The sequence below is a fragment of the Methylocaldum sp. MU1018 genome (genome assembly GCF_053646775.1).
Window position 1 is genome coordinate 734,524 of record NZ_CM132195.1, and the last position, 22,034, is coordinate 756,557.

16 protein-coding genes are annotated in these 22,034 nt (G+C 60.4%); 6 read left to right on the forward strand and 10 right to left on the reverse strand.

From position 1 onward, the window contains the following. The 5 genes from pqqC to ACWJKU_RS03465 form a co-directional block, all read right to left on the reverse strand. Window positions 1–726: a pyrroloquinoline-quinone synthase PqqC gene (pqqC, locus tag ACWJKU_RS03445; RefSeq protein ID WP_454145789.1), complete on the reverse strand. Its 726-nt coding sequence runs from the start codon at window positions 724–726 to the stop codon at window positions 1–3. An 8-nt stretch (window positions 727–734) separates the two neighbouring features. Continuing rightward, window positions 735–1,649: a pyrroloquinoline quinone biosynthesis protein PqqB gene (pqqB, locus tag ACWJKU_RS03450; protein WP_454145791.1), complete on the reverse strand. Its 915-nt coding sequence runs from the start codon at window positions 1,647–1,649 to the stop codon at window positions 735–737. Window positions 1,650–1,747: 98 nt separating this feature from the next. After that, window positions 1,748–1,822: a pyrroloquinoline quinone precursor peptide PqqA gene (gene pqqA / locus ACWJKU_RS03455; protein ID WP_077731218.1), complete on the reverse strand. Its 75-nt coding sequence runs from the start codon at window positions 1,820–1,822 to the stop codon at window positions 1,748–1,750. A 138-nt stretch (window positions 1,823–1,960) separates the two neighbouring features. After that, entirely contained in the window at window positions 1,961–2,710 is a 750-nt protein-coding gene (locus ACWJKU_RS03460) for a HesA/MoeB/ThiF family protein (protein ID WP_454145793.1), read from the reverse strand. Window positions 2,711–2,819: 109 nt separating this feature from the next. Next, on the reverse strand, window positions 2,820–3,425 hold the full coding sequence (locus tag ACWJKU_RS03465; protein ID WP_454145795.1) for a TetR/AcrR family transcriptional regulator: 606 nt from the start codon (window positions 3,423–3,425) through the stop codon (window positions 2,820–2,822). A gap of 321 nt (window positions 3,426–3,746) precedes the next feature. On the opposite strand from ACWJKU_RS03465, the gene ACWJKU_RS03470 reads away from it, so the two are divergent. The 3 genes from ACWJKU_RS03470 (at window position 3,747) to icd (ending at window position 7,205) form a co-directional block, all read left to right on the forward strand. Further along, window positions 3,747–4,076 carry a DUF2782 domain-containing protein gene (locus ACWJKU_RS03470; protein WP_454145797.1) on the forward strand — a complete coding sequence of 110 codons (330 nt, stop codon included), beginning with the start codon at window positions 3,747–3,749 and terminating at the stop codon, window positions 4,074–4,076. 155 nt (window positions 4,077–4,231) lie between these two features. Further along, on the forward strand, window positions 4,232–5,809 hold the full coding sequence (gene gshA / locus ACWJKU_RS03475) for a glutamate--cysteine ligase (protein ID WP_454145799.1): 1,578 nt from the start codon (window positions 4,232–4,234) through the stop codon (window positions 5,807–5,809). A gap of 151 nt (window positions 5,810–5,960) precedes the next feature. Then, window positions 5,961–7,205, forward strand: a complete 1,245-nt coding sequence (gene icd, locus ACWJKU_RS03480; protein ID WP_454145801.1) for an isocitrate dehydrogenase (NADP(+)) — start codon at window positions 5,961–5,963, stop codon at window positions 7,203–7,205. A 121-nt stretch (window positions 7,206–7,326) separates the two neighbouring features. Here the strand turns inward: icd and ACWJKU_RS03485 are convergent, their stop codons facing one another. Further along, entirely contained in the window at window positions 7,327–7,845 is a 519-nt protein-coding gene (locus tag ACWJKU_RS03485; protein ID WP_454145803.1) for a hypothetical protein, read from the reverse strand. A 179-nt stretch (window positions 7,846–8,024) separates the two neighbouring features. Beyond that, the gene (locus ACWJKU_RS03490) at window positions 8,025–11,738 is read right to left on the reverse strand and encodes an FAD-dependent oxidoreductase (RefSeq protein WP_454145805.1); all 3,714 of its coding nucleotides are present in this window, start codon (window positions 11,736–11,738) and stop codon (window positions 8,025–8,027) included. A 252-nt stretch (window positions 11,739–11,990) separates the two neighbouring features. On the opposite strand from ACWJKU_RS03490, the gene ACWJKU_RS03495 reads away from it, so the two are divergent. Further along, complete coding sequence (locus ACWJKU_RS03495) at window positions 11,991–13,589, forward strand: MutS-related protein (RefSeq protein ID WP_454145807.1); 1,599 nt, start codon at window positions 11,991–11,993, stop codon at window positions 13,587–13,589. A gap of 9 nt (window positions 13,590–13,598) precedes the next feature. Beyond that, on the forward strand, window positions 13,599–14,369 hold the full coding sequence (gloB, locus tag ACWJKU_RS03500) for a hydroxyacylglutathione hydrolase (RefSeq protein WP_454145809.1): 771 nt from the start codon (window positions 13,599–13,601) through the stop codon (window positions 14,367–14,369). Window positions 14,370–14,464: 95 nt separating this feature from the next. Here the strand turns inward: gloB and ACWJKU_RS03505 are convergent, their stop codons facing one another. Together ACWJKU_RS03505 and ACWJKU_RS03510 are read right to left on the reverse strand one after the other, a co-directional pair. After that, window positions 14,465–16,636: a RelA/SpoT family protein gene (locus tag ACWJKU_RS03505; RefSeq protein WP_454145811.1), complete on the reverse strand. Its 2,172-nt coding sequence runs from the start codon at window positions 16,634–16,636 to the stop codon at window positions 14,465–14,467. Window positions 16,637–16,697: 61 nt separating this feature from the next. Continuing rightward, window positions 16,698–18,017: a sensor domain-containing diguanylate cyclase gene (locus tag ACWJKU_RS03510; RefSeq protein ID WP_454145813.1), complete on the reverse strand. Its 1,320-nt coding sequence runs from the start codon at window positions 18,015–18,017 to the stop codon at window positions 16,698–16,700. A gap of 403 nt (window positions 18,018–18,420) precedes the next feature. On the opposite strand from ACWJKU_RS03510, the gene ACWJKU_RS03515 reads away from it, so the two are divergent. Continuing rightward, window positions 18,421–19,743: an NAD(P)/FAD-dependent oxidoreductase gene (locus ACWJKU_RS03515; RefSeq protein WP_454148026.1), complete on the forward strand. Its 1,323-nt coding sequence runs from the start codon at window positions 18,421–18,423 to the stop codon at window positions 19,741–19,743. A 54-nt stretch (window positions 19,744–19,797) separates the two neighbouring features. Here ACWJKU_RS03515 and ACWJKU_RS03520 read toward each other — a convergent pair whose 3' ends face one another. Beyond that, on the reverse strand, window positions 19,798–21,747 hold the full coding sequence (locus ACWJKU_RS03520) for a PAS domain-containing sensor histidine kinase (RefSeq protein ID WP_454145815.1): 1,950 nt from the start codon (window positions 21,745–21,747) through the stop codon (window positions 19,798–19,800). Window positions 21,748–22,034 lie beyond the last annotated feature (287 nt).

Genomic DNA, 22,034 nt, shown 5'->3' on the forward strand with positions numbered 1-22,034 from the left:
TTAAGCCTTGATGTTGAAATAGGGCGGTTTGTTTTCGATGTAAGCCAGATACATCGCATCGAGCATGGTCCACAGAATGTCCAGCTTGAACTGGAGAATCTCCAGGGCGCGATCCTGCTGCTCGCGGGTTTTGAAGTAGTCGAGGGTGATGGCAAGTCCATGTTCCACGTCGCGGCCGGCCTGGGTCACCCGCTTCCGGAAATAGGCCAGGCCCTCCTGATCGATCCACGGATAAAGATCGGGCCAGCCCGACAAGCGTTGCTTGTGGATGGTCGGCGCGAATAGTTCGGTCAGCGACGAGCAGGCGGCTTCCTGCCAGGAGGCCTGTCGGGCGAAATTGACATAGGCGTCCACGGCGAAGCGCACGCCCGGCAGCACATGCTTCAGCGACCACAGTTCGTCGCAGGGAATGCCCACGGCGATACCGAGTCGCGTCCAAGCTTCGATGCCGCCCGCATCGTCGCCCCAGCCGTCATGGTCGTGTATGCGCTGAATCCATTGGCGCCGGGTTTCGCGGTCGGGGCAATTCGCCAGGATCGCCGAGTCTTTGACCGGAATCTTGATTTGGTAGTAAAAGCGGTTCGCTACCCAGCCCTGAATTTGCTCCTTGCCGAGCTTGCCGTCGGCCATCAGCACATGGTAGGGATGGTTGATGTGGTAATACGCTTCCTTCGCGCGCAGTCTGGCTTCGAATTCCTCTCGGCTCCAAGGTGTCTGTTCGCTCATGGCATTTCTCACAAGTCGATTTCCATGCCATCGTAGGCAACTTCGATGGCCGCCTCGTCGAGCGTTTTTCGCTCCGGCGAATCTTCGTCCAAAATCGGATTGGTGTTGTTGATATGAATCAAAATTTTCCGTGCCTTGGGCGCATTGCGCAGGGTTTCGATCATGCCGTCCGGGCCCGATTGAGGCAGATGCCCCATATCGCGGGCACGTTTGTCGCAGATTCCGGCGCGGCCCATTTCGTCTTCTTGCCAGAACGTGCCGTCGACCAGCAGGCAATCGGCCTGCTGCATGGCCGTAAAAACGTGAGGTTCGATTTCTCCGAGTCCCGGCGCGTAGTAAAGTTTCTTGCCCGAAGACATTTGCTCGACGATGACGCCGATATTGTCGCCTTCGTGAGGGTCGTGGCGATGGGGCGAATAAGGCGGCGCCTTGCTTTTCAGTGAATGCGTGCGGAACTTCAGGTCGTCGATTCCGGGAATCGTGAAACCGCTGCCGTCCAGGGGGATGTCATGGTGGTTGACGCCGCAGTAGTGCTCCAGCATTTTGAACACCGGGAACCCGGTCGACAGATCCTGTTTCACCATCGCGCTGCAGTAAATGTCCAACGGCCGGGTGGATTCGCGCAGCATCAATAGTCCCGTCGTGTGATCGATCTGGCTGTCGATCAGAACGATGGCCTTGATGCCGCTGTCACGGATGCCGTGCTTGGGGTGGGCGGACGGAAAGGCTTCCAGTTGGGCGCGGATATCGGGCGAAGCATTGAAAAGCACCCAATTCTCGTCGTCGCTGCTGACGGCGATCGACGATTGAGTCCGCGACCTGGCATTGACTTCGCCTCGGCGGAGCCCGGAGCAATTATGGCAGTTACAGTTCCATTGCGGGAATCCGCCGCCGGCGCCGGCGCCCAACACTCGAACTTTCATTTCGATCTTTAAATCGGTAAAAGAGCTTTTGCAGGCAAGCTCTGAAATGAAAAACGGGGCTCTGCTATGGAGCCCCGTTCAGGGATTCAACCGGCTGATTAGCGGTTGTAGATGTACATCGTGACTTCGAAGCCGAAGCGCAGGTCTTTGTAGCTTGGTTTTTCCCATCTCATTTCGGATTACCTCCAAAAACTGATTTATTGCTCTAATTGGAAACGGCTTTAAAAGCTCGAATCAAAGTATACGTATCCGATTTTTGGAAAGCAACGGGAGATATTCCCGTCATCGGGATGGAATAAGCAGCCGACGGCTCAGGCCGGCACGCCGCAAGTCGGGCATTTCGGGTTTCTTTTCAAGATCATCCGATTCCATTCCAGGCCTAGCGCATCGAGCAATAGCAGCCGTCCCCGCAGGGTATTGCCGATGCCGGTCAGGAGCTTTATGGCCTCCAAAGCCTGCAAGCTGCCGATGATTCCGGGGAGAGGCGCCAGAACGCCGTTTTGCGCGCAGCTTTCCGCAAATTCGCCGTGATCGGCGTACAGGCAGTTGTAGCAGGGGTCGTCCACGCCGCCCGGCGTGAATACCGCGAGTTGTCCGTCGAAACGGATGACCGCTCCGGAAACCAGCGGGGTTCGGGTTTTTACGCAAGCGGCGTTGACCGCAAAACGAGTCGTGAAGTTGTCCGAGCAATCGAGTACGACGTCGGCCTGAGCGACTTCGCGCTCCAGGTTCGCGCCTTCCAGTCGCGCCACGATTTCGCTGATCCGCACGTCGGGATTCAATCGCTCGAGCGCCTTGCGTGCCGAAGTCGCCTTCGGTTCCCCGATATTCTCCGTGTCGTGCACGATTTGTCGTTGAAGATTGGATATTTCCACGACATCGTAGTCGTTCAGCGCCAGGTGGCCGACGCCGGCGGCGGCCAGATACATGGCCGCAGGCGAGCCGAGCCCGCCGAGACCGACGATCAAGGCTCGTGAGTTCAACAATTTTTCCTGGCCCTCGACGTCGATTTGAGGCAGTAGGATCTGTCGGCTGTAACGCAAAAGCTGATTGTCGTCCATCGTCTGATACTACGGGGCTGTTCGGAAAGATGGATCAGTTTACCGGTAAACAGGATTCGCCGCATGAGGCGAAGTTCAAGATCGGCGAATCGCGCCGGTGCGACAAGGTTTAAGAAGACCGCATCCAGCCCGATAAAAAGTTCTCGATCAGAGAAACCGCGAGTTTTTCGGCATCCGAAAGACCGGTGTTGCCTAATTTGTCGGTGAGCGCCAAGGTGCAGACGCCGTGCACGCCTCCCCAAAGCGCGCGCGCGGCCAGCGCGACATCCGCCGGTTTCCGCGTCGGAGCGAGCGCGGCGAGTATTTTTTCAACGCGATCGAACAGAACGAGAACGCGACCGCGGTACCAGTCTGGCGAAGCGTTTGCCGCAGGCGCCCCGCGCCCGAAAATTAGATTCCATCGCCCTGGGTGCGAGGCGGCAAAACGAAGATAGGCAAGGCCTAGTTCCGCCAGAACAGCCTTGGGATCGCTTTTTCGAACCGTAGCCCGATCGAGTTCGAGGGCTAATTCGGTCAAAGTCCGGGCGTTCACCTGGACGATCAGGTCTTCCAGATTTTCGAAAATCAAATAGAGGCTGCCTGCGGTGTAGCCGATCTCGTTCGCGATCTTGCGCGTGCTGAGGCCCGTTGGGCCTTCCCGCTCGACGATGGTTTCCGTCGCTCTTAGAGCCATTTCGCGAATCTCGTCGCGGCTATGATCACTTCGTCTGGCCATGTGGGGTATCGTTGCCCGCTCCGGGGAATTTAACAGGCTGGCGCCGGTCACTATAGGGTAAGGGCGGTTGCTCGAAATCCGCGCGAGTCCGGCTCGATGCGGAGCGCAAGAGAGCCGATGGCTTTCATCGCGAACATTCGGTAGGCCGAATCCTTCCATGAAACATGAACTGCGGCTCATCCGGTTTCGAAAATCCCGAGATCATCGGGCTTTCCGCGATTCGATCGTCCGTAAGGCGCACAACCTTGGAGCGGGCTTCCCGGTTCCATATGTAATATCATGGGCAAACCTTGAAACCCAGTGCTTTCGGCAGGATTCACCATGTATCGGATTATTCCCCTATTGCTTTTGCTCGGCGCGCTCTCCGCTCACGCGCGGGATGAGCCCGCGCCGGTTCCCGAACCGCCGGACATTCCGCCGCAGGTTGAGAGCGGCGAGCCCCTGGAGCCGGATGTGACGATTATCCGGCGGGGCAAAGACATCGTCGAAGAATATCGGATCAACAATCGGCTTTACATGGTGAAGATCAAGCCGCGCCTCGGACCGACTTATTATCTATTGGATACCGACGGCGACGGTAATTTGGATGTGCGGCGCAGCGATCTGGAAGACGATATGCGGATTCCTCAATGGGTGCTTTTCAGCTGGTGAGATCCGGTCGAGATGACCGTCCTCTCTACAGGCTAAATCGCCTTCTCTGATAGAATGGTGCCGGATTCGGGTGATTTTCCGTCGAATCCGGACTGCCGTTCTGCGATCACGCGAGTTATCCCGCCCTTCAAGAACAACACCAAGGACCATCGCGCTTGAGCCAAAGCATAGACTACCGGCTTAACCAGCTTATTCATGCTGGCCAACAACATTTGCTGAGGAATGGCCTTAAAGGGCTGGAAAAGGAAAGCCTCCGGCTCGCGTCCGACGGGGCGATCGCGCATACGCCTCATCCGGTCGGCGCAGGATCGGCGCTGACGCACCCCTATATCACCACGGATTATTCCGAGGCGCTGATCGAGCTGATCACGCCGCCCTGCGCCGATCCCGCGGAAGCGCTGCGATTTCTCGAAGACGTCCACACTTTCGTGTACCGCAATCTGGGCGACGAGATTTTGCTCGCAACCTCCATGCCGCGCGGCGTGACCGGCGACGCATGCATTCCCATCGCCGAATACGGAACCTCCAACATCGGCCGGATGAAGCATATCTACCGGCGCGGACTCGCCTATCGCTACGGACGCATGATGCAGGTCATCGCCGGCGTTCATTTCAATTATTCCGTCAACGAAGCCTTGTGGCCGGTTTTGCGGGAGCTGGAAGGCGGGGCGGAATCGCTGTCCGGCTTTATTGCCGGCAATTACTTCGGCATGGTCCGCAACGTCCATCGCTACGGGTGGATGACGATCTATTTATTCGGCGCTTCCCCGGCATTCTGCAAATCGTTTTTCAGCGGGCGCGAGCAACTTGCGTCCGGGTTCTCGGAATTCGACGCCCAAACGCTTTTTCGCCCTTATGCGACCTCGTTGCGCATGAGCGATATCGGGTACAAGAACGACAGCCAGGCCCGGCTCGAGGTTTCTTTCGATAACCTCGATGATTACGTGGCGAGTCTCGGCGAGGCCATAACGACGCCCTATCCGCTTTACGAGAAGATCGGCGTCAAGGTGGACGGAGACTACCGCCAACTGAACAGCAACATTCTGCAAATCGAAAACGAGTATTACAGCGTCATTCGTCCCAAACAAATCGCCGAATCCGGCGAAAAGCCGACTCTCGCCCTCAAGCGGCGCGGAGTGCGCTATCTGGAACTCAGGTCGCTGGACCTGGATTGTTTCAATCCCCCGGGAGCGAATCTCGATCAACTGCGTTTCCTGGAAACCTTTCTGCTTTTCTGCTTGTTGCAGGAAAGTCCTCCTCTCGACGCCGCGGAGAAAGCGGAAATCAGCCGGAACGGCATGGCGGTTGCTTGTTGCGGCCGTACGCCCGGATACAAGCTTCGGCGCAAGGGCGGCGAGGTTTCGTTGCGGGATTGGGCCGCGGAAATACTCGACGCCATGCGCGGCATCGCGGAAATTCTCGATGCGGCGGACCCGCTCAAACCCTATACCCGGAGCCTGGAAAAGCAAGCCGCCATGTTGGCCGATCCGGAGCGTACGCCGTCCGCCCGCATGCTGACCGAAATGAGAGCCAATGGCGAATCGTTCGAGGAGTATGCGCTGCGGCTGTCGAACGAACACGCGAGGAGATTTCGCGACCGCTCGCTATCGGCCGAGCGAACGGAATTCTTCCGCCGCCAGGCGGAGGAGTCGCTCGAAGAGCAGCGGCGGATAGAGGCCGCCGACACGCTCTCTTTCGACGAATTTTTGCAACGCTATTTTGCCCAGGCATGATAAGCTCAAGATCGGAGTCCGTCCGACCGCCGTCAGCGTGTTTTCGATTTAGAAACGGCGCGACCTTGCCATACTCCGCCGAACCGCTCTAGACCGCCCCGGATCCGGACGCCGGCGAAATCTTCCCCAAAGCTTTCTCGTGGAGGCTGTCATGGATTGCCAGCACATTCGACTCCCCGACAGGGGCGAAAAGATCAGCGTTCGGGACGGCCGGCTTCATGTTCCCGATCAACCTATCGTCGGCTATGTCGAAGGCGACGGCATCGGTCCGGACATCATGCGAGCCGCCCTCAGGGTCTGGGATGCCGCGGTCGCCAAAGCCTACGGCGGATCGCGCAAAATCCATTGGTGCGAACTCTATCTCGGAGAAAAAGCGAGCGCGCTCTACGGCACCGCTTTTCCCGACGAGACGGTGAATGCGCTCAAAGAACTCGTGGTATCCATCAAGGGCCCTTTGACGACGCCGGTGGGCGGGGGCATGCGGTCCATCAATGTTTCCCTTAGGCAAATCCTCGATCTTTACGCTTGCGTTCGCCCGGTGCGCCATTTTCCGGGAGTGCCGTCCCCGCTGCGTCGTCCGGAAGCGGTGGACGTGGTGATCTTTCGCGAAAACACCGAGGACGTTTACGCCGGCATCGAATATCCGGCGGGATCGCCGGAGGCCCTTAAACTCGAACGTTTCCTGAAGGAAGAACTCTGCGCGGAGTTCCGGGCGGGCAGCGCCCTGGGGATCAAGCCGGTGAGCGAATTCGGGAGCAAGCGCCTGATCCGCAAGGCCATCCGCTATGCCCTGGAGCACGGGCGGAAGAGCGTCACCCTGGTGCACAAGGGCAATATCATGAAATATACCGAAGGGGCGTTTCGCAACTGGGGTTACGAACTCGCCCGTACGGAGTTCGCCGACCGAACCATCACCGAAGCGGAATCGAGCGGTATTCAGGGCGGCAGACAGCCGGACGGCAAGATCCTCATCAAGGATCGTATCGCCGATATCATGTTTCAGCAGATGCTGCTTCGTCCCGAAGAGTTCGATGTCGTCGCCACGCCCAATTTGAACGGCGACTATCTTTCGGATGCGGTTGCCGCCGAAGTGGGTGGTGTAGGCATCGCGCCGGGAGGCAATATCGGCGATTTCATCGCGGTGTTCGAGGCGACTCACGGCTCTGCGCCCAAATATGCGGGCCTGAACAAGGCCAACCCCGGATCGTTACTCTTCAGCGGATCGATGCTCCTCGAATACCTGGGATGGCGGGAAGCCGCGAAAGCGGTGGAAGTCGCCTACGGCGCCGTCGTCGGCAGTAAAATCGTCACTTACGATTTTGCGCGGCAGATGGACGGGGCGAGGGAAGTCGGGACTCGTGAATTCGCGGATGCCTTGATACAGGCCATCGGCTGACCGGCGAGAGGATTCGAATCGAGGCTTTTCGAAGATGCTCCGCCTGGAGCACTGAAGCGTTGACAGGCGGAGGACCGAAGGTCGGTAAGGCGCCGCGCCGGGCGCGACACCTCGCAACCTTTTATTTCTTCTGGATGCTTTCCAAGGCGGGAACGACTTCGGTCAGAATTTCGGCGGCCTTGGCGGTGTTGCCGCTTTCGCATTCGCCCTTGGCTTGTTTCACCTTTTTCATGGCATCCTGCAACGGCTTGCCGGCTGCGTCGCCCGTGATTTCCTTGTAGTGCTGGACCGACGCCTTGATGTTGGTCAAACAGCCGTCTTTATCGCCGGCTTGCGCTGCTTGTTGAGCTTCCTTGACGGTTTTGATGGTGAGCGCGAAGTGCTCGGCAACGCCTGCAGCATTTTCGGCGGCAACGGCGCTACCCGACACGCCGAACGCGCCGGTCAACAGCAAAGCGCCCAATACTTTTGCAATTTTATTCATTTTCATTCTCTTACGTTCTCCTCTGGTTATCTCTGGAATAACCAAACAAATGTCATGATTGCTGATGGCGTTGACACATACGACGTCACCGGCAAGCAGCGCTTCCGAGCCGCGGGTTTCCCGCGATGGCGCCGCTCGAGGAATGGCCGTGGCCACTCGTCCATGTCGTCAACGGAGGCCAATGGTAAAAGAGTTTCGCGATGTTGTCATGCTTTCGTCGCCGAAAATTTAACTAGAGCATCTTCATTTCGCGTCAACGGCATTCCATGCGGAACGCGTGCGTCGTATGTCGCAGGGGCGACCGAAGTCGCCTCTGCGTCCGTATCGAAAACGCTCTAGCCGGTCCGCCGGTCGCCGGTTTTTGTGAGCAGGTAGTCCAGCCACATCGTCGACAGCTTTTCCTGTACCGAGTTCTGGCGCAGGCGCGCGTACAGATTGGGGAAATCCACCCGGTCGAGGTCTTGATCCTGGTTGTAGCAGGAGTACACGAAATACGCTTTGCCGCTGTCCGGGTCGACGTGTTTGCACAGGCATTGGGCGCAGACGCCTTTCATCATGCACTGCATCGGCGAGTTGATGGAGCCGATGGCGGAGTGATGGGGTTTCAGATACGGCTGGAGGGCGCCGTAGCGGGCCGCTTTGACCGCCGCCATCATGCGGTCGGAGCCGATGACGACCATGTGATCGACGTCGTCCATGTGGATCGGCGTCGGGCCCAGTTCGCCTTTGGCATAAGCCAGCATCGCTTCGACGATGTTGCCGACGAAGGTTTTGTCCTGCGGACGCAGCGGCGGTATGGGCTCGGCGCCGGGGAGATTGTCGACCGACCACACGACCACGTCGGACGCCGCTTCGATGTCCCGAATCTTGAACACGTCTTCGCGCTTGCGGTAGCCGGCGAAATAGATGACGTGGCTGCCCGCTGCGCGCAATGCCTTGCCGATGGAGAACAGCACCGCATTGCCCAGGCCGCCGCCGGCGAGAAGCGCCGTTTGCCCGGCGTGAATCTCGGTAGGGGCGCCGGTGACGCCCATCACCACGATCGGATCGCCCGGTTTCCACATGGCGCAGAGCCTGGACGACGAACCCATCTCCAGTGCGATCAGGGATATGAGCCCCTGTTCCTTGTCGACCCAGGCGCCGGTCAGCGCCAGACCTTCGGCGACCAGCACGGTGTCGTCCACCACGGGCGCGAGGGCTTCGAAATTCTGAACGCGGTAGAACTGGCCCGGGCAGAAGTGCTTCGCGGCCAGGGGAGCCCTGACGATCACTTCGACGATGGTCGGTGTGACCCGATTGATTTCCACGATCCGCGCCAGCAGCATGTCGTCGAGCTTGCGCTGGAATGCCCGCAAGTTCGCAAGACGCTGGGCCTGCTGGCTCGGGTCGAGGCCGGCGAGTTCCTTTTCGTACAGCTTGACGATGTAGGGATATCCGTTCTTGGCGCTGGCCATGGCCTTCACGACGTTGCCGGCATAAACCGGATGGTTGTCGCCGTAGAACGTGATGAACTTTCCGTGGCGGCGGTACGAGGTGAACGGTGCCGGTTTGCCGATTTTGGGGATGGCCGTGTCGTTGACCGGCTCCAGCTCCGGAATTTCGCTCAACCAGTTCGGTTCGTAGCGCTGATAGAACTTCCGATCCATCTCGAAGGTATCCGGATGCTCGGATTCGTAGATGGTGTTGGGCGAGGTGCCGGCGGCGATGAACAGGCTGCGCAGCGGCACTTCGAGAGTGCCGGCTTTCTGCCACTGGCCGTCTTGTTCCTCGAGCTTCTCGAAGCGCACCACGCGGAGATGTCCGTATTTGTCCTCCAGCGCCTCGAGCGGGTTCATGCCCTCGGCCAGCAGAATGCCTTCGTCCATCGCTTCCTTGATTTCCTCGTGATTCTGCCGGTAGGCGGGCGAGTCCTCGATGCCCTTGCGGTAGAACAGCGTGACCCCGCCCCAGGCATTCAGCAGCGGCAGGAAGTCGGGTTTTTCTCCGGCGGCCTGCGCTCTTCGGCGTTCCGCTTGCACCGCCTCGGCATGGGTCAGAAACTCGTCGAGGATCAGTAACTCTTCCTCGTCGTAGCGGGCGCGCACGGCTTCTTCGCCCAAGGCGGCGCACAGCTTTTCGTAGCGGTGCAGGATTTTTTCGACCTGTACCGGATAGTAGGCCAGAAGCTCGGTGGCGGTGTCGATGGCGGTCAAGCCGCCGCCGATCACGCCGGCCGGAAGCCGCACTTGCAGGTTGGCCAGCGACGAATCCTTGGCGGCGCCGGTCAATTGCAGCGCCATCAGGAAGTCCGACGCTTTGCGGATGCCGCGGATCAGATTGTTCTTGATGTCGATGAGGGTGGGTTTGCCGGCGCCGGAAGCGATGGCGATGTGATCGAAGCCCAGATCCCAGGCCTCGTTGATCGTGAGGGTGCCGCCGAAGCGGACGCCGCCGTAGCAGCGGAAGGTGTGCCGCCGCAACAGGTTCAGATAAATGACTTTCAGGAAATTCTTGTCCCAGCGCACCGTGATGCCGTATTCGGCCACGCCGCCGAAACCCAGCATGATGCGCTTGTCGAGATCCTCGTACAACTCGCGGAAATCGTGGATGGGGCGGGGCGGACGGGTCTCGTCGCCGACGATGTCCTTGGGCAGAGGTTCGATCTTGAGGCCGTCGATGCCGGCGACGCCGAAACCCTCGTTGATCAAATAGTGGGCCAGCGTGTAACCGGCGGGGCCCATGCCGGCCACCAGCACGTTTTTGCCGTTGTAGGGAAGCGCGTACGGCCGCTTGACGTTGAGCGGATTCCAGCGGGTCAAAAGGCTGTAAATCTCGAAACCCCAGGGCATGAACAGCACGTCGGTGAGGACGTTGGTCTCGATCTGCGGAATGTTGACCGGCTCGGTTTTCTGATAGATGCAGCCCTTCATGCAGTCGTTGCAGATGCGATGGCCGGTGCCGGGGCAGAGCGGGTTGTCGATGGTGATCAGCGCCAGCGCGCCGATATTGTCGCCTTGCCGCTTGACGACGTGCATCTCGGAAATCTTTTCCTCCAGCGGGCAGCCGGTGATGGTCACGCCCAGCGGGTTGGCCTTGTAGGTGCCGTCCTTCTTGTTGCGCATGCCCTTGGAGCACGAGTCGGTATCCCGGTCGTGGCAGTAGATGCAGTGGTCGACCTCGTACAATACACGGCGTTCGGGAAAACGCGGGTCGGTGAGGCCGAACCCTTCGCGCCGCCGGTGGTGCTCCTCGGGAGCCGCCCATACGGCGTAGCCGTTCGCCGGGCGGGTTTCGTGATGGACCAGGTGGTTGAAGTCGGTTTTGGCCGGGAATTTGAAACTGGCCCAGTCCCGGACCTGGGCTTTGAGTTCGGGAATCCGTTGGGCGGCGTAAGTCCAGCGCCGGATCAGATCCAGCAGCGCCTCGACCAAACCTTCGTCGCTTTCGCCCAATAGATGCGCGAAGCGCGCCTCGGCATCGGGATCGGTGGCGAGCGCGCGGCGCAATTCGGCGATGCCGGCTTTGCTTGCCGACACATCCTGATGCCAGCGGTGCAAGCGCGCGCCCAGGGCGGCAACGGCCTTTTCCCGGTCGGTTTCGATCAGCGCCGGCTCGGCAACCCGGAGCAGAGCGTCGAAGCGCGCGCGGATATCGCCGATATCCCAGCTTTCCGCCGGCTGGTTCTTGAACAGTCCCGCCACCTTGCCGACGATCTCGTTGCGGTACGCGAAAATGCTGTCGAATTCCTCGCGGATCGTCTGCATTTCCGCGTCCCGTTCGGACGACACGCCGAAGAGTCGCGCCACGAAAGTGCCGACATACGGCGCCATCTTGACCAATACATCCGAAACCCGATCGGGCGCCATGCCTTCTCCCCGGCAGGCGCGATACCGCTCGAATTCGGCGAACAGCGCCGGATCGTGGCTTCGGACTGTTGCGTCGAAGACGTCCGACAAGTCCTTGAGCCGTTCGGGTTCGTACAAATCGGCATAACTGAAGCCGGATAGGCCCAGGGTCAAAGCGGATGCGGCGCTGCGGCCCGCATCGGAGCGAACGGAGTGGTCGGTCATGAGTGTCGAGATCGCGTGGGTTGATGAAATTTTTTGTTCCGCCGAACGGCGGACGGATTTTCTTGAAAAATGGGTCGAATTTTATGCTGAATCGGTGGTCGAGTCGATCTTGGCGCCGCTCGCGATACCTCAGGATATTCGGTCGAAGATGAACGCTATCGGGCCATTTCGCCCAGGCCCGCTCCGGTTGAAGCCCTTGCCTCTAAGGTGTAGGTTAGGGCGCCGAACCACCATTGCAAGGTCCTCAGCACTATGAATTCCTTATATCAGACTCTTCTCCGATCCGATTCCAGGGAACCGCCGGTCGTGCGTTCCGCCGCGCCGGGCGCGACCGCGGAAGGCGTCATCGATGCTTCGACGTTCCAGGCGATCGAAGTCGACAAGCTGTTCGACAGCGTCAATCACGCCGCTACGATCGCCGGCCAGGCGACCCTCTACCGGTCGCTGGCGCAGCCGCCGGCATCGGCGGATTTCGCCCGGGCCAAGCAGGATGCGGTTCGCGAGATCGAATCCGACAAGACTCTCCGGGAGTCATTGGAAGCCCTGATCGCACAGGCAAAATCGCTGGAAGATGATTTTTACGGCTTGTTGTTCGGCACCTTCATGGGGCTGATGAGTTCGCCGGCGCACAAGCTGGAAATCGAGGGCTACGGCTATGAGACCTACAAAAAAGGTACGCGGTTCATGCTCGATATGGTGGAAGCGGCAAACCGGCTGCCGAAACCCAACAGCGAGTATTTAGGGATATTGATCGACGACTTGCGGAATTTCGCCGATTCGCGCGCCTATGCGCTGATGAAAGGACCGGTATACCGAACCGAGAAAGACGTCCGGACCAAGGCGGAGAAGCCGTGGTATATGCCGGCGATCCGCTTTCGGCCTTCGCTGTTCAAGCCGGTTGGCCTGACGATCGCGGCCGTGCTCCTGGTGCTGGCCCTCGAATTCGTGCCGCTGCTGCTCGATATGGCGATGTCGATCGCGCCGGTATTCTGGCTGTTCCTGCTGCCCATCAGCTTCGTTTATATCCCCATCGTCGGCGGCTTCGACCGCGACGGCTGCATCTATCCGCTGCGCGACATCTTCAAGCGCTCCGAGGACGTGCAAAACGCGCTGGATTCGCTGGGCAAGCTGGACGAACTGTTGAGCTTCATCCGTCTCAAGGAATCCTTCCGCCACCCCGTGGTCTTGCCCAAGATCGTCGAAGCCGAGCGCCATGCACTGGTGCTCCAGGGGGTGCGGAATCCGGTGCTGAGCAAGGACAACCCCGACTACGTGCCCAACGACATCGCCCTGAAGGATACGCGGCTCACCTTCATCACCGGGCCGAACAGCGGCGGCAAGACGGCGTTCTGCAAAACCCTGGCGCAGAGCCAGTTGCTTGCGCAGATCGGCTGTTACGCGCCGGCCCGGGAAGCGGAACTGACCGTCGCCGACCGCATCTTCTACCAGGTTCCCGAGATCAGCCATCTGGCCGACGGGGAAGGGCGCTTCGGCACCGAACTCAAGCGCACCAAGGACATTTTCCTGGCGACGACGCCGAAAAGCCTGGTGATCATGGACGAGCTCTCGGAAGGCACGACCCACGAGGAAAAGATCGAGATTTCCATGAACATCCTGGACGGGTTCTATCAGAAAGGCAGCAACACGATTTTGATCACCCACAACCACGAACTGGTCGATGCCTTTCAGCAAAAGGGCATCGGGCTGGCGCGACAGGTCGAGTTCAAGAACGAGCAGCCGACCTACCGGGTGGTCGAAGGCGTTTCGCGGGTCAGCCATGCCGACCGGGTGGCGCGGAAGATCGGGTTTTCGAAAGAGGACATCGCTCGGTATCTGTCGGGCGGCAGATAAGGAAACGCCATGCTGGAAATCCTTCAAATCCCCGTACTCGACGACAATTACGCTTATCTGCTCCATGATCGACAGACCGGCGAGACGGCGGCGGTCGATCCGGCCGAGGCCGATCCGGTTCTGCAGGCGCTCGCCGCAAACGGATGGGAGCTGACTCATGTCCTGAACACCCATCATCATGGGGACCATGTCGGCGGCAATCTGGGGCTGAAGCGGCGGACGGGTTGCCGGATCGTCGGTTCGGAGCGGGATCGGGAGCGCATTCCGGGCATCGATATCGCCGTGGGCGAGACGGCGACCTTCAAGCTGGGGCGTTCCGAGGTTCGCGTCCTCGACGTTCCGGGGCACACGCGGGCGCACATCGCATTCTGGCTCCCCGACGCCGAGGCGCTATTTTGCGGCGATACGCTGTTCGCCCTGGGCTGCGGACGGCTGTTCGAAGGCACGCCGGAAGAGATGTGGCGATCGCTTGAAAAGTTGCGCGTCTTGCCTCCCGGGACCCGGGTTTATTGCGCTCACGAATACACCCAGTCGAACGGCCGATTCGCTTTGACGGTCGAGCCTGAGAATACGGCGCTGAAAGAGCGAATGGCACAAGTCGGGGAACTGCGCCGGCAGAACAAACCCACCGTGCCTTCGACGCTGAAGGAGGAATTGGCGACCAATCCGTTCCTGCGCCCCGAAAGCGAGGAAATTCGGAGCAACTTGGGAATGATGAGCGCCGATCCAGTGGACGTGTTTGCGGAGACGCGCAGGCGCAAGGATCTGTTTCGAGTTTGAAGCCGCGGCGTCCGATGAGGTCGGATGGAGCATTTTCCGATCTGATGCAGCGTTCGCTTGCAAAAGCGAAAAACGCCGAAAGAAATCACGACCCTTTACCCGTGCTGCCGGCGCTTCGCGCTGAATACGTTGTGTACCTGGCCGATCTTGTCCAGCACCGAACTGAGCTGTCCCGGATCGGCGACCTCCGCCGTGATCCGCATGACCACGGATTGATCGTCCCCGTTGGTTTCGCAGTGGGTGCGCACGATGTTGATATGCTCGTGCGCCAGGATGTGGGTGATGTCCTTGAGTAGTCCCTTTCGGTCCAGCGCCTTGACTTCGAACTCCACCGGAAACGCTTCCGGCTCGACGCCCCAGGCCACGTCGATCAAACGGCTTTGCTTGTGAGGCGGCAGTTGAATGATGTTGTCGCAATCCTGGCGATGGATGGCGACGCCCTTGCCCACGGTGACATAACCGATGATGCTGTCGCCCGGCTTGGGCTCGCAGCAATGGGCGAAATAGGTCAGCAGGTTGCGGACGCCCTGGATGGTTACCTCTTCCGACGCCTTGCCCGCCGGCGCCGGCAAGGGCTTTTTCGCCGGAGGAGCCGGCGGAGCCTTCGGCTGCCATTCGGGAAGCTTCAGTGCATTGGCCAACTGGGCCGGCGCAATGTCGGCGCGGCCGACGGCCAGCAGCAGATCGTCACCGCGCGGCAGATGAAAATGCCGCGCCAGCTCGTCCGGATCCGCGTCCCTGAGGCCCAGCTTCTGCCGTTCCCGGTCCAGAATGGATTTCCCGGCGCGAAGATGCTTCTCGTGATCCTGCTGCTTGAACCATTGGCGAATCTTGCTGCGCGCATGGCCCGTCTTGATGTAACCCAAATGGGGATCGAGCCACCCGAGGCTCGGGCCGCCGTGCTTGGTGGTGAGAATCTCCACCTTTTCGCCCGACCGGAGCGAATAGGTCAAGGGCACGATACGGCCGTTCACCTTCGCCCCGCGGCAACGGTGCCCCACCTCGGTGTGGATGTGATAGGCGAAATCCAGCGGCGTCGCCCCTTTGCTCAGCCGCACGACCTGTCCTTTCGGCGTCAGCACGAAAATCTGATCCTCGAACAGTTCGGCGCGGAAATCCTCCAGCATCGCCTGATCGTCGTCCCGGTTTTCCAACAGGCGCCGCAGGGCGTTGATGCTGCGGTCCAGAGCCGCATCCTGTTTGCCGCCTTCCTTGTAGCGCCAGTGGGCGGCCACGCCGTACTCGGCGAAATCGTGCATGGCCTGGGTGCGAATCTGGACTTCGACCGGCCGGCCTTCGGGCCCGATCACCACGGTGTGCAGCGACTGATAGCCGTTTTCCTTGGGATTGGCGATGTAGTCGTCGAACTCCTTGGGAACGTGCAGCCAGCGGCCGTGCACCAGGCCCAGCACCGCGTAGCAGGCGGCGACGTCGTCGACGATGACGCGCACGGCATGCAGATCGTACAGCTCCTCCAGGTCCAGTTGCTTGCGCTCCGTCTTCCGATAGATGCTGTAAATGTGCTTGGGACGGCCGTAAACCTTGGCTCGGATATGGTTCGAATCCAATTCCTGCCGCAGCATGTCGATGAACCGGTCGACGAAAGCTTCCCGGCTGGCGCGGTTGATCGCCAGCCGGCTGGCGAGATCGCGGTATTTGTCGGGATTGAGATAGCGGAAGGCGAGATCCTCCAGCTCCCACTTGAGCTGGCCCAGGCCCAGCCGGTTCGCCAGCGGCGCGAATACGTCCAGGGTTTCCATGGCGATCTTCTCGCGCAAGTCGTCATCCTGATGCTTGAGCAGCCGTAACCGCTGCAAACGGTAGGCGAGCTTGACCAGCACCGCGCGCACGTCGTTGACCACCGACAGGAGCATGCGGCGCAAGAGTTCCGCCTGGACGGGCTCTTTGATTTCGGTCGGGCGGTAGTCGCCGAAGGTGTTGAGCCAATGGACCTTTTGCACCAAATCGGCGACGGTATCCCCGAATCGGGCCTTGATGTCGGCTTCCTTGAGCGTGTCGCGCAAATACGGATCGCTCAGCAGCGCGACTTGCAGCGTAAGCGCGTCGGCCCTGATCCCGTGGAGAATGTCCGCAACGTCGATGCCGCGCGGCCTCGCCGCCGGGTCCCGATCCCGCGCGGTGACGGCAAGGCCCAGGGCATCGGCGATTCTGTCGCGCTCGGCTGCGCTGGCGCCGGCCGTCAGCCGCGACTGTAGGTCATTCGTGGAACGGGAAGAAATATCCGAGCGATATAGGGAGTGCTTCATGAAACTTCGGAATCAACACACGGAGCCGAAAAATATAAGCAAAAGTCGCGCCGGGCAGAAATCAGCCCCAGACCATCACCCGATTGCCTCCCGCGCGCTTGGCCATGTACATCGCGCTGTCGGCCTGAAACAGAAGATCCTCGCCGGTCGCGCCGTGGCGAGGATATTCCGCGATCCCCATCGAGAGCGTGCAGGTCAATGTCTGGCCTTCATAATCGATGCACAATTCTTGCAGCGCCAAACGCCAGGATTCGGCGCGCTGCGCCGCCGTCATCAGCGGAGCGCCGGGCAGAATCGCCACGAATTCCTCGCCACCGAAACGGCAGACGATGTCCTCGTTGCGCAGATGACGCAGCAGCAGCGCGGCCAATGCCTTCAGCATCAGATCGCCCGCCGGATGGCCGTAAGTATCGTTGAGCTGCTTGAAATGATCGATGTCGATCATCACCAGGCTGAGGGGCCGATCTTCCCGGGCCGAGCGGGACAATTCGCGCCCCAGGGTTTCTTCCATGTAGCGCCGGTTGAACAGCCCCGTCAGCGGATCGCGCACGGCCAAATCTCTCAGTTTTTCCTGCAATATCCGGTTTTCGGCCAGTTGCGCCGCGAGCCGCTCGTTGCTGGCCTGCAATTTGTCCTCGGTCAGCTTGCGGTCGGTGATATCGATCAGGAAAGTCAAAATGACGGACGCGGCATCTTTCTCGTCCCGCAACAGGCTGACCGACAAGTCGCCCCAGAACAGGCTGCCGTCCTTGCGAACCAGACGCCGTTCGCCCCGGTATTGATCGGCTTCGCTGCCCAAAAGCGCGCCGAACCGTTCGCACGATTCGAAGCGCTCTTCCGCGGGGGTGAGGTCGTTCGGAGACAACGCACTCATTTCCTTGGCGCTGTATCCGAACATGTCCAGCCAGCGCCGATTCGCTTCGATGAACCGTAAATCCTTGTCCAGCAGGGCGATCCCGACGGCGGCCTGATCGAATACCCCGCGCCACAAAGCGACGTTGGCGCGGAACTCGGCCTCTTTTGGGCCAGGATCGCATGCGGCCGTGTCGATCAGGGACAACACGGCGATGCGCTCGCCGCCCATCTCGGCCGCGCTGGCCTCGATCGCATACCGATGGCGCGAATGCGAGCCGTTCCTGAGAAAGGCTTCCGAGCGGCTCATCCTGCGGTTGAAATCCACCGATTCAAGCAATTGCCGCAGCGTTTTCGGGTCGTCGAACAGCACCGACGCATCGCTTCCGGATTCGGCCGCGCCCCCGAAAAGCTCCCGGGCCGAGCGATTGAGAAATAGCAGTTTTTTATCGGCCAGGCGGACTGTCACAAGCGGAATCGGAATTTGATCGTGCCAATCGGGAATGGGATTTGGAAATTCGGAATTCAACGCGGAATCCTGTGGGGCATGCATCTGGTAAACGTCCGTTAGACAGGCAGACCGATATCGAGTTTTCAACCGCCCGGCAGCCGATCTTTCAATCGATCCGATATTAGCAAGGGCCAAGTCGAACATCCACCGCTACTCCGCCCGGCGCGGGATTAAAGACACCGAACCGCGGACTGTGTCAGAATCTGCCGGGAATCCGCAGCAGCCGGACATCTCGCGGCCCTCGGCCCACGCGCCCGGCGACGGCTGCGCGAACGCGCTCAGCCGCTCGATTTCCCATCGTTCGCCCCTGACCGCGGCGGCTCCATCGCACCGGCCGTTTCGGACGGCCCGGCAGATCGAGCCGGAAAGAACGGGGCGCAAGGACATTGGCGATACGCATTACAACAAGAAGGGGGAAACCATGAGCCAATCTCGAACCCATCAAAACCGACCCAGGATCGTGGTCGTCGGCGGCGGCGCTGGCGGTCTCGAATTGGTCACGCAGCTCGGCAGGCGGCTTGGCCGAAACGAGGCCGAGATCACGCTGATCGATTGCAGCCGCACCCACATCTGGAAACCGCTGCTGCACGAAGTGGCCGCCGGCACCCTGGATTCGCACGACGACGAACTGGAATATCTCGCTCACGCCAGCAGCAACGGCTTCCGCTACGTATTGGGGCGCATGGACGGCCTCGATCGCGCCGGCAAGCAGGTGCGCCTGGCGGCTATGGTGAGCGAAGCGGGCGAAGAGATCATGCCGCCCCGCACGCATCCCTACGACATCCTGGTCATCGCGGTGGGCAGCATCTGCAACGATTTCGGCATTCCCGGCGCGGCGCAGCACTGCCTCTTCCTCGATACCACCGACCAGGCCGAACAGTTCCAGAACCGGCTGTTGGAAGCGTATTTTCACGCCCACTCGACGGGCGGCGTGAAGCAAACCGGGCAATTGGACGTCGCCATCGTCGGCGGCGGCGCCACCGGGATCGAGCTGTCCGCCCAGCTTCACCAGGCGACACGGCTCTTGAGCGCCTACGGGCTCGACAACGTGAAACCGTCCGACATCCAGATCCACATCATCGAAGCGGCCGACCGGCTGCTCCCGGAACTGCCCGAGCGCCTGTCTACGTCCACGCTCAAACAGTTGGAAAAACTCGGCGTGCAGGTTCATCTCGGCGAGCGCGTGGTGGAAGTCGCCAATGACGGCATGAAGACCCAAAGCGGCCGCTTCATCCCGGCGGCGATGAAAGTCTGGGCGGCCGGCGTCAAAGCGCCGGATTTCCTCAAGACCATCGCGGACCTCGAAACCAACAGGATCAATCAGGTGGTGGTGCGCCCCACTCTGCAAACCACCGCCGACGACGACATCTTCGCCATCGGCGACTGTGCCGCCTGTCCGTGGCCGGAAAAGAATTCCACCGTCCCGCCCCGCGCCCAGTCCGCGCATCAGCAGGCCACCCTGGTCCTGAAGAACATCCGGCGAAAACTGGAGGGCAAACCGATGCTCGCCTACCGCTACAAGGACTACGGCTCGCTGGTGTCGCTCGGCAAATACAGCACCGTCGGCAACCTGATGGGCAACCTCATGGGCAGCGTGATGATCGAGGGCCTGATCGCCCGCCTGGTTTACCTCTCGCTCTACAAGATGCACCAGTTGGCGCTGTTCGGACCGTTCCGGACCGGCATGCTGATGGTCTCGGGATTCTTCCGGCGCAGACTGCGGCCGAGGATCAAGCTGCATTGAGCCTCGTCTATAGGACGTAGGATGTGGTGAACGAAGTGAACCGCATCCTACAACCTATAACCCAGGCACCACGCACACCTGCTCGCAAAGCGGCAATCGGATCACGAATTCGCTGCCTTTGCCGAGTCCCTCGCTTTTGGCTTCGGCATGGCCCCCATGCATCTCGGCGATTTTCTGGACGATCATCAAGCCCAATCCGAGGCCGCCCTGAGCCCGGTCGAGCGTGCGGGCGGCCTGGATGAAAGCGTCGAAAAGATAGGGCAACAACGCGCTGGAGATGCCTTCGCCCGTGTCGCGGACGGAAATGACCGCTTCCCCGCCGCCGGCGGCCGCGGTCAGCCAGATGCGGCCGCCTTTCGGCGTGTACTTGGCGGCATTGTCGAGAAGATTCGAGACGACCTGAACCAGGCGCACGTGATCCCCTTCGAGATATATCGGCCCTTCCGGTACCGCGACCGACAGCGTGTGATGTCTGGACTCGATCAGCGGCAGGCTGGTTTCCACGGCCTGGCGGATCACCGTCACCAGGTCGACCAGGGTCATTCGCAGCGTGAGCTTGCCTTGGACGATCCGCGAGACATCCAATAAATCGTTCACCAGGCGCGCCAGGTGGTCGACTTGCCGGTCCACCACATCCCGGGCCCAATGGAGCTTGGGATCGGGAGTATCCAGCTTGCGCATCAGATGAACCGCATTCCGGATCGGCGCCAGCGGATTCCGGAGCTCGTGGCCGAGCATGGCGATGAATTCGTTCTTTTGCCGGTCGGCCTCGCGGAGCGCTTCCTCCGCCCGTTTGCGGTCGGTAATGTCCATCATCACCCCGATCATGCGCACCGCGGTTCCGTGGACGTCGTAGTGAAAATCGCCCATGGCCGAAATCCACCGGACCGAGCCGTCGGGCCACACGACGCGGTGATCGACATCGTAACGGGAGTGGCGCTCCCGCGCCTCGGCCACGGCGGCCTCGACGCGCGGCAAATCCTCGGGATGCACCCGTTCCGCAAATGCCTGATAGTCCACCAAGGTAAACTCGGGCCGGTAGCCGAAGATCATGGCATGGCGAGGATTCCACACGACTTTTGCGCTGGCGAGGTCCCAGTCCCACGTTCCCAACTGGGCTGCCTCGATCGCCAGGCGGTAGCGCTCCTCGCTCTCCCGGAGCGCCCGGTCTTTCTCGACGCTTTCGCTGATGTCCATGATCGCCACCACGCTGCCGGCGATGCGGCCGGCAGCGTCGAAGATGGGAGCGGCGCTGTTGTGGACGAAAGCCCGGGCGCCGTCAAAGCGCCGTATCTCCATCAACTGCCCGACGACCGGTTCGCCTCCGCGCAAGGCCCGCGCCGCGGCCCAGTCGTTCGGCCGGACCGGCTGGCCGGATCCCGTCCACCACGCCTCATAAACGGCGTAATCGTCGACCGAACGTACCGGCGGACACGGGCCGCCCCATACTTGGTCGAAAGCGCGGTTGGCTCCGATTCTGCCGCCCTGGGCATCCAGAATGGCCATGCCTACGGGCAGGGCTTCCATGATGGCTTCGAGCCGGTTCCGCTCGTTCACGACCTCGTCGTGCGCCGCGCTCAGCGCCTTTTCGGCCCGCTGGCGCTCGACCACTTCGACTTCGAGGCGTTTTTTTTGCGTCAGCAATTCCGCCAAAGCCTGTTTTTCCCTCTTGCGCAGGAGTGCAACCATCAGGCTGAGCACGCATCCCACGCTCAACAGCAGCAGCGCGCGCCACCCTTCTTTGCGCTCCGCGATCTGCCACGAATAGAAAGGTTCGATCAAACAGTAGATGCCCCCCAATGTGCTCAACGCGGCGGCGAAAAAACCCGCTTTGTAGCCGCCGTACCAGGCGGCCAGCGCCACGCCGAGCAAAAAAAGGTGCAAAGGCGGCGATCCCATGAAAAGCGGCAGCAGGAAATACTGAACGATCAATATCGTTCCCGTCGCCAACGCCGCTACCACATAGCCGCCGCTCAAAATTCGCTTGATGGGATATCTGCGCAAAGAAGTATGCCTGTTGATTTGAATTGCCGAGGATGAAATCCGCCGTTGGGCACCTCGAAAAACCCAACCCGTTCAGGCTTCGACCCGCTCGGCACGAACGGAACCGATCGATCCGATGGGAACCGTTCGCACCGAGCGGGTCGAAGTGCACGGTTTTTCGAGGTGCCCCGTTGCGGGAAATACGATACCTTAGCCAAGAGTCATAACTGAACTGAGACAATATCAAAGACTTCCGGTGCCGCCGGTTTTGCAAAGCACTTCCGCCGGGGCCGGCGCGACCGTCGGTT

Excerpts from the sequence above, each read along its gene's own strand:
- ACWJKU_RS03470 (WP_454145797.1), top strand. The coding sequence starts at position 3,747 with ATGTATCGGATTATTCCCCTATTGCTTTTGCTCGGCGCGCTCTCCGCT.
- ACWJKU_RS03460 (WP_454145793.1), bottom strand. The coding sequence starts at position 2,710 with ATGGACGACAATCAGCTTTTGCGTTACAGCCGACAGATCCTACTGCCT.
- ACWJKU_RS03495 (WP_454145807.1), top strand. The coding sequence starts at position 11,991 with ATGAATTCCTTATATCAGACTCTTCTCCGATCCGATTCCAGGGAACCG.
- pqqC (WP_454145789.1), bottom strand. The coding sequence starts at position 726 with ATGAGCGAACAGACACCTTGGAGCCGAGAGGAATTCGAAGCCAGACTG.
- pqqB (WP_454145791.1), bottom strand. The coding sequence starts at position 1,649 with ATGAAAGTTCGAGTGTTGGGCGCCGGCGCCGGCGGCGGATTCCCGCAA.
- ACWJKU_RS03505 (WP_454145811.1), bottom strand. The coding sequence starts at position 16,636 with ATGAAGCACTCCCTATATCGCTCGGATATTTCTTCCCGTTCCACGAAT.
- gloB (WP_454145809.1), top strand. The coding sequence starts at position 13,599 with ATGCTGGAAATCCTTCAAATCCCCGTACTCGACGACAATTACGCTTAT.
- icd (WP_454145801.1), top strand. The coding sequence starts at position 5,961 with ATGGATTGCCAGCACATTCGACTCCCCGACAGGGGCGAAAAGATCAGC.
- ACWJKU_RS03490 (WP_454145805.1), bottom strand. The coding sequence starts at position 11,738 with ATGACCGACCACTCCGTTCGCTCCGATGCGGGCCGCAGCGCCGCATCC.
- ACWJKU_RS03465 (WP_454145795.1), bottom strand. The coding sequence starts at position 3,425 with ATGGCCAGACGAAGTGATCATAGCCGCGACGAGATTCGCGAAATGGCT.
- ACWJKU_RS03515 (WP_454148026.1), top strand. The coding sequence starts at position 18,421 with ATGAGCCAATCTCGAACCCATCAAAACCGACCCAGGATCGTGGTCGTC.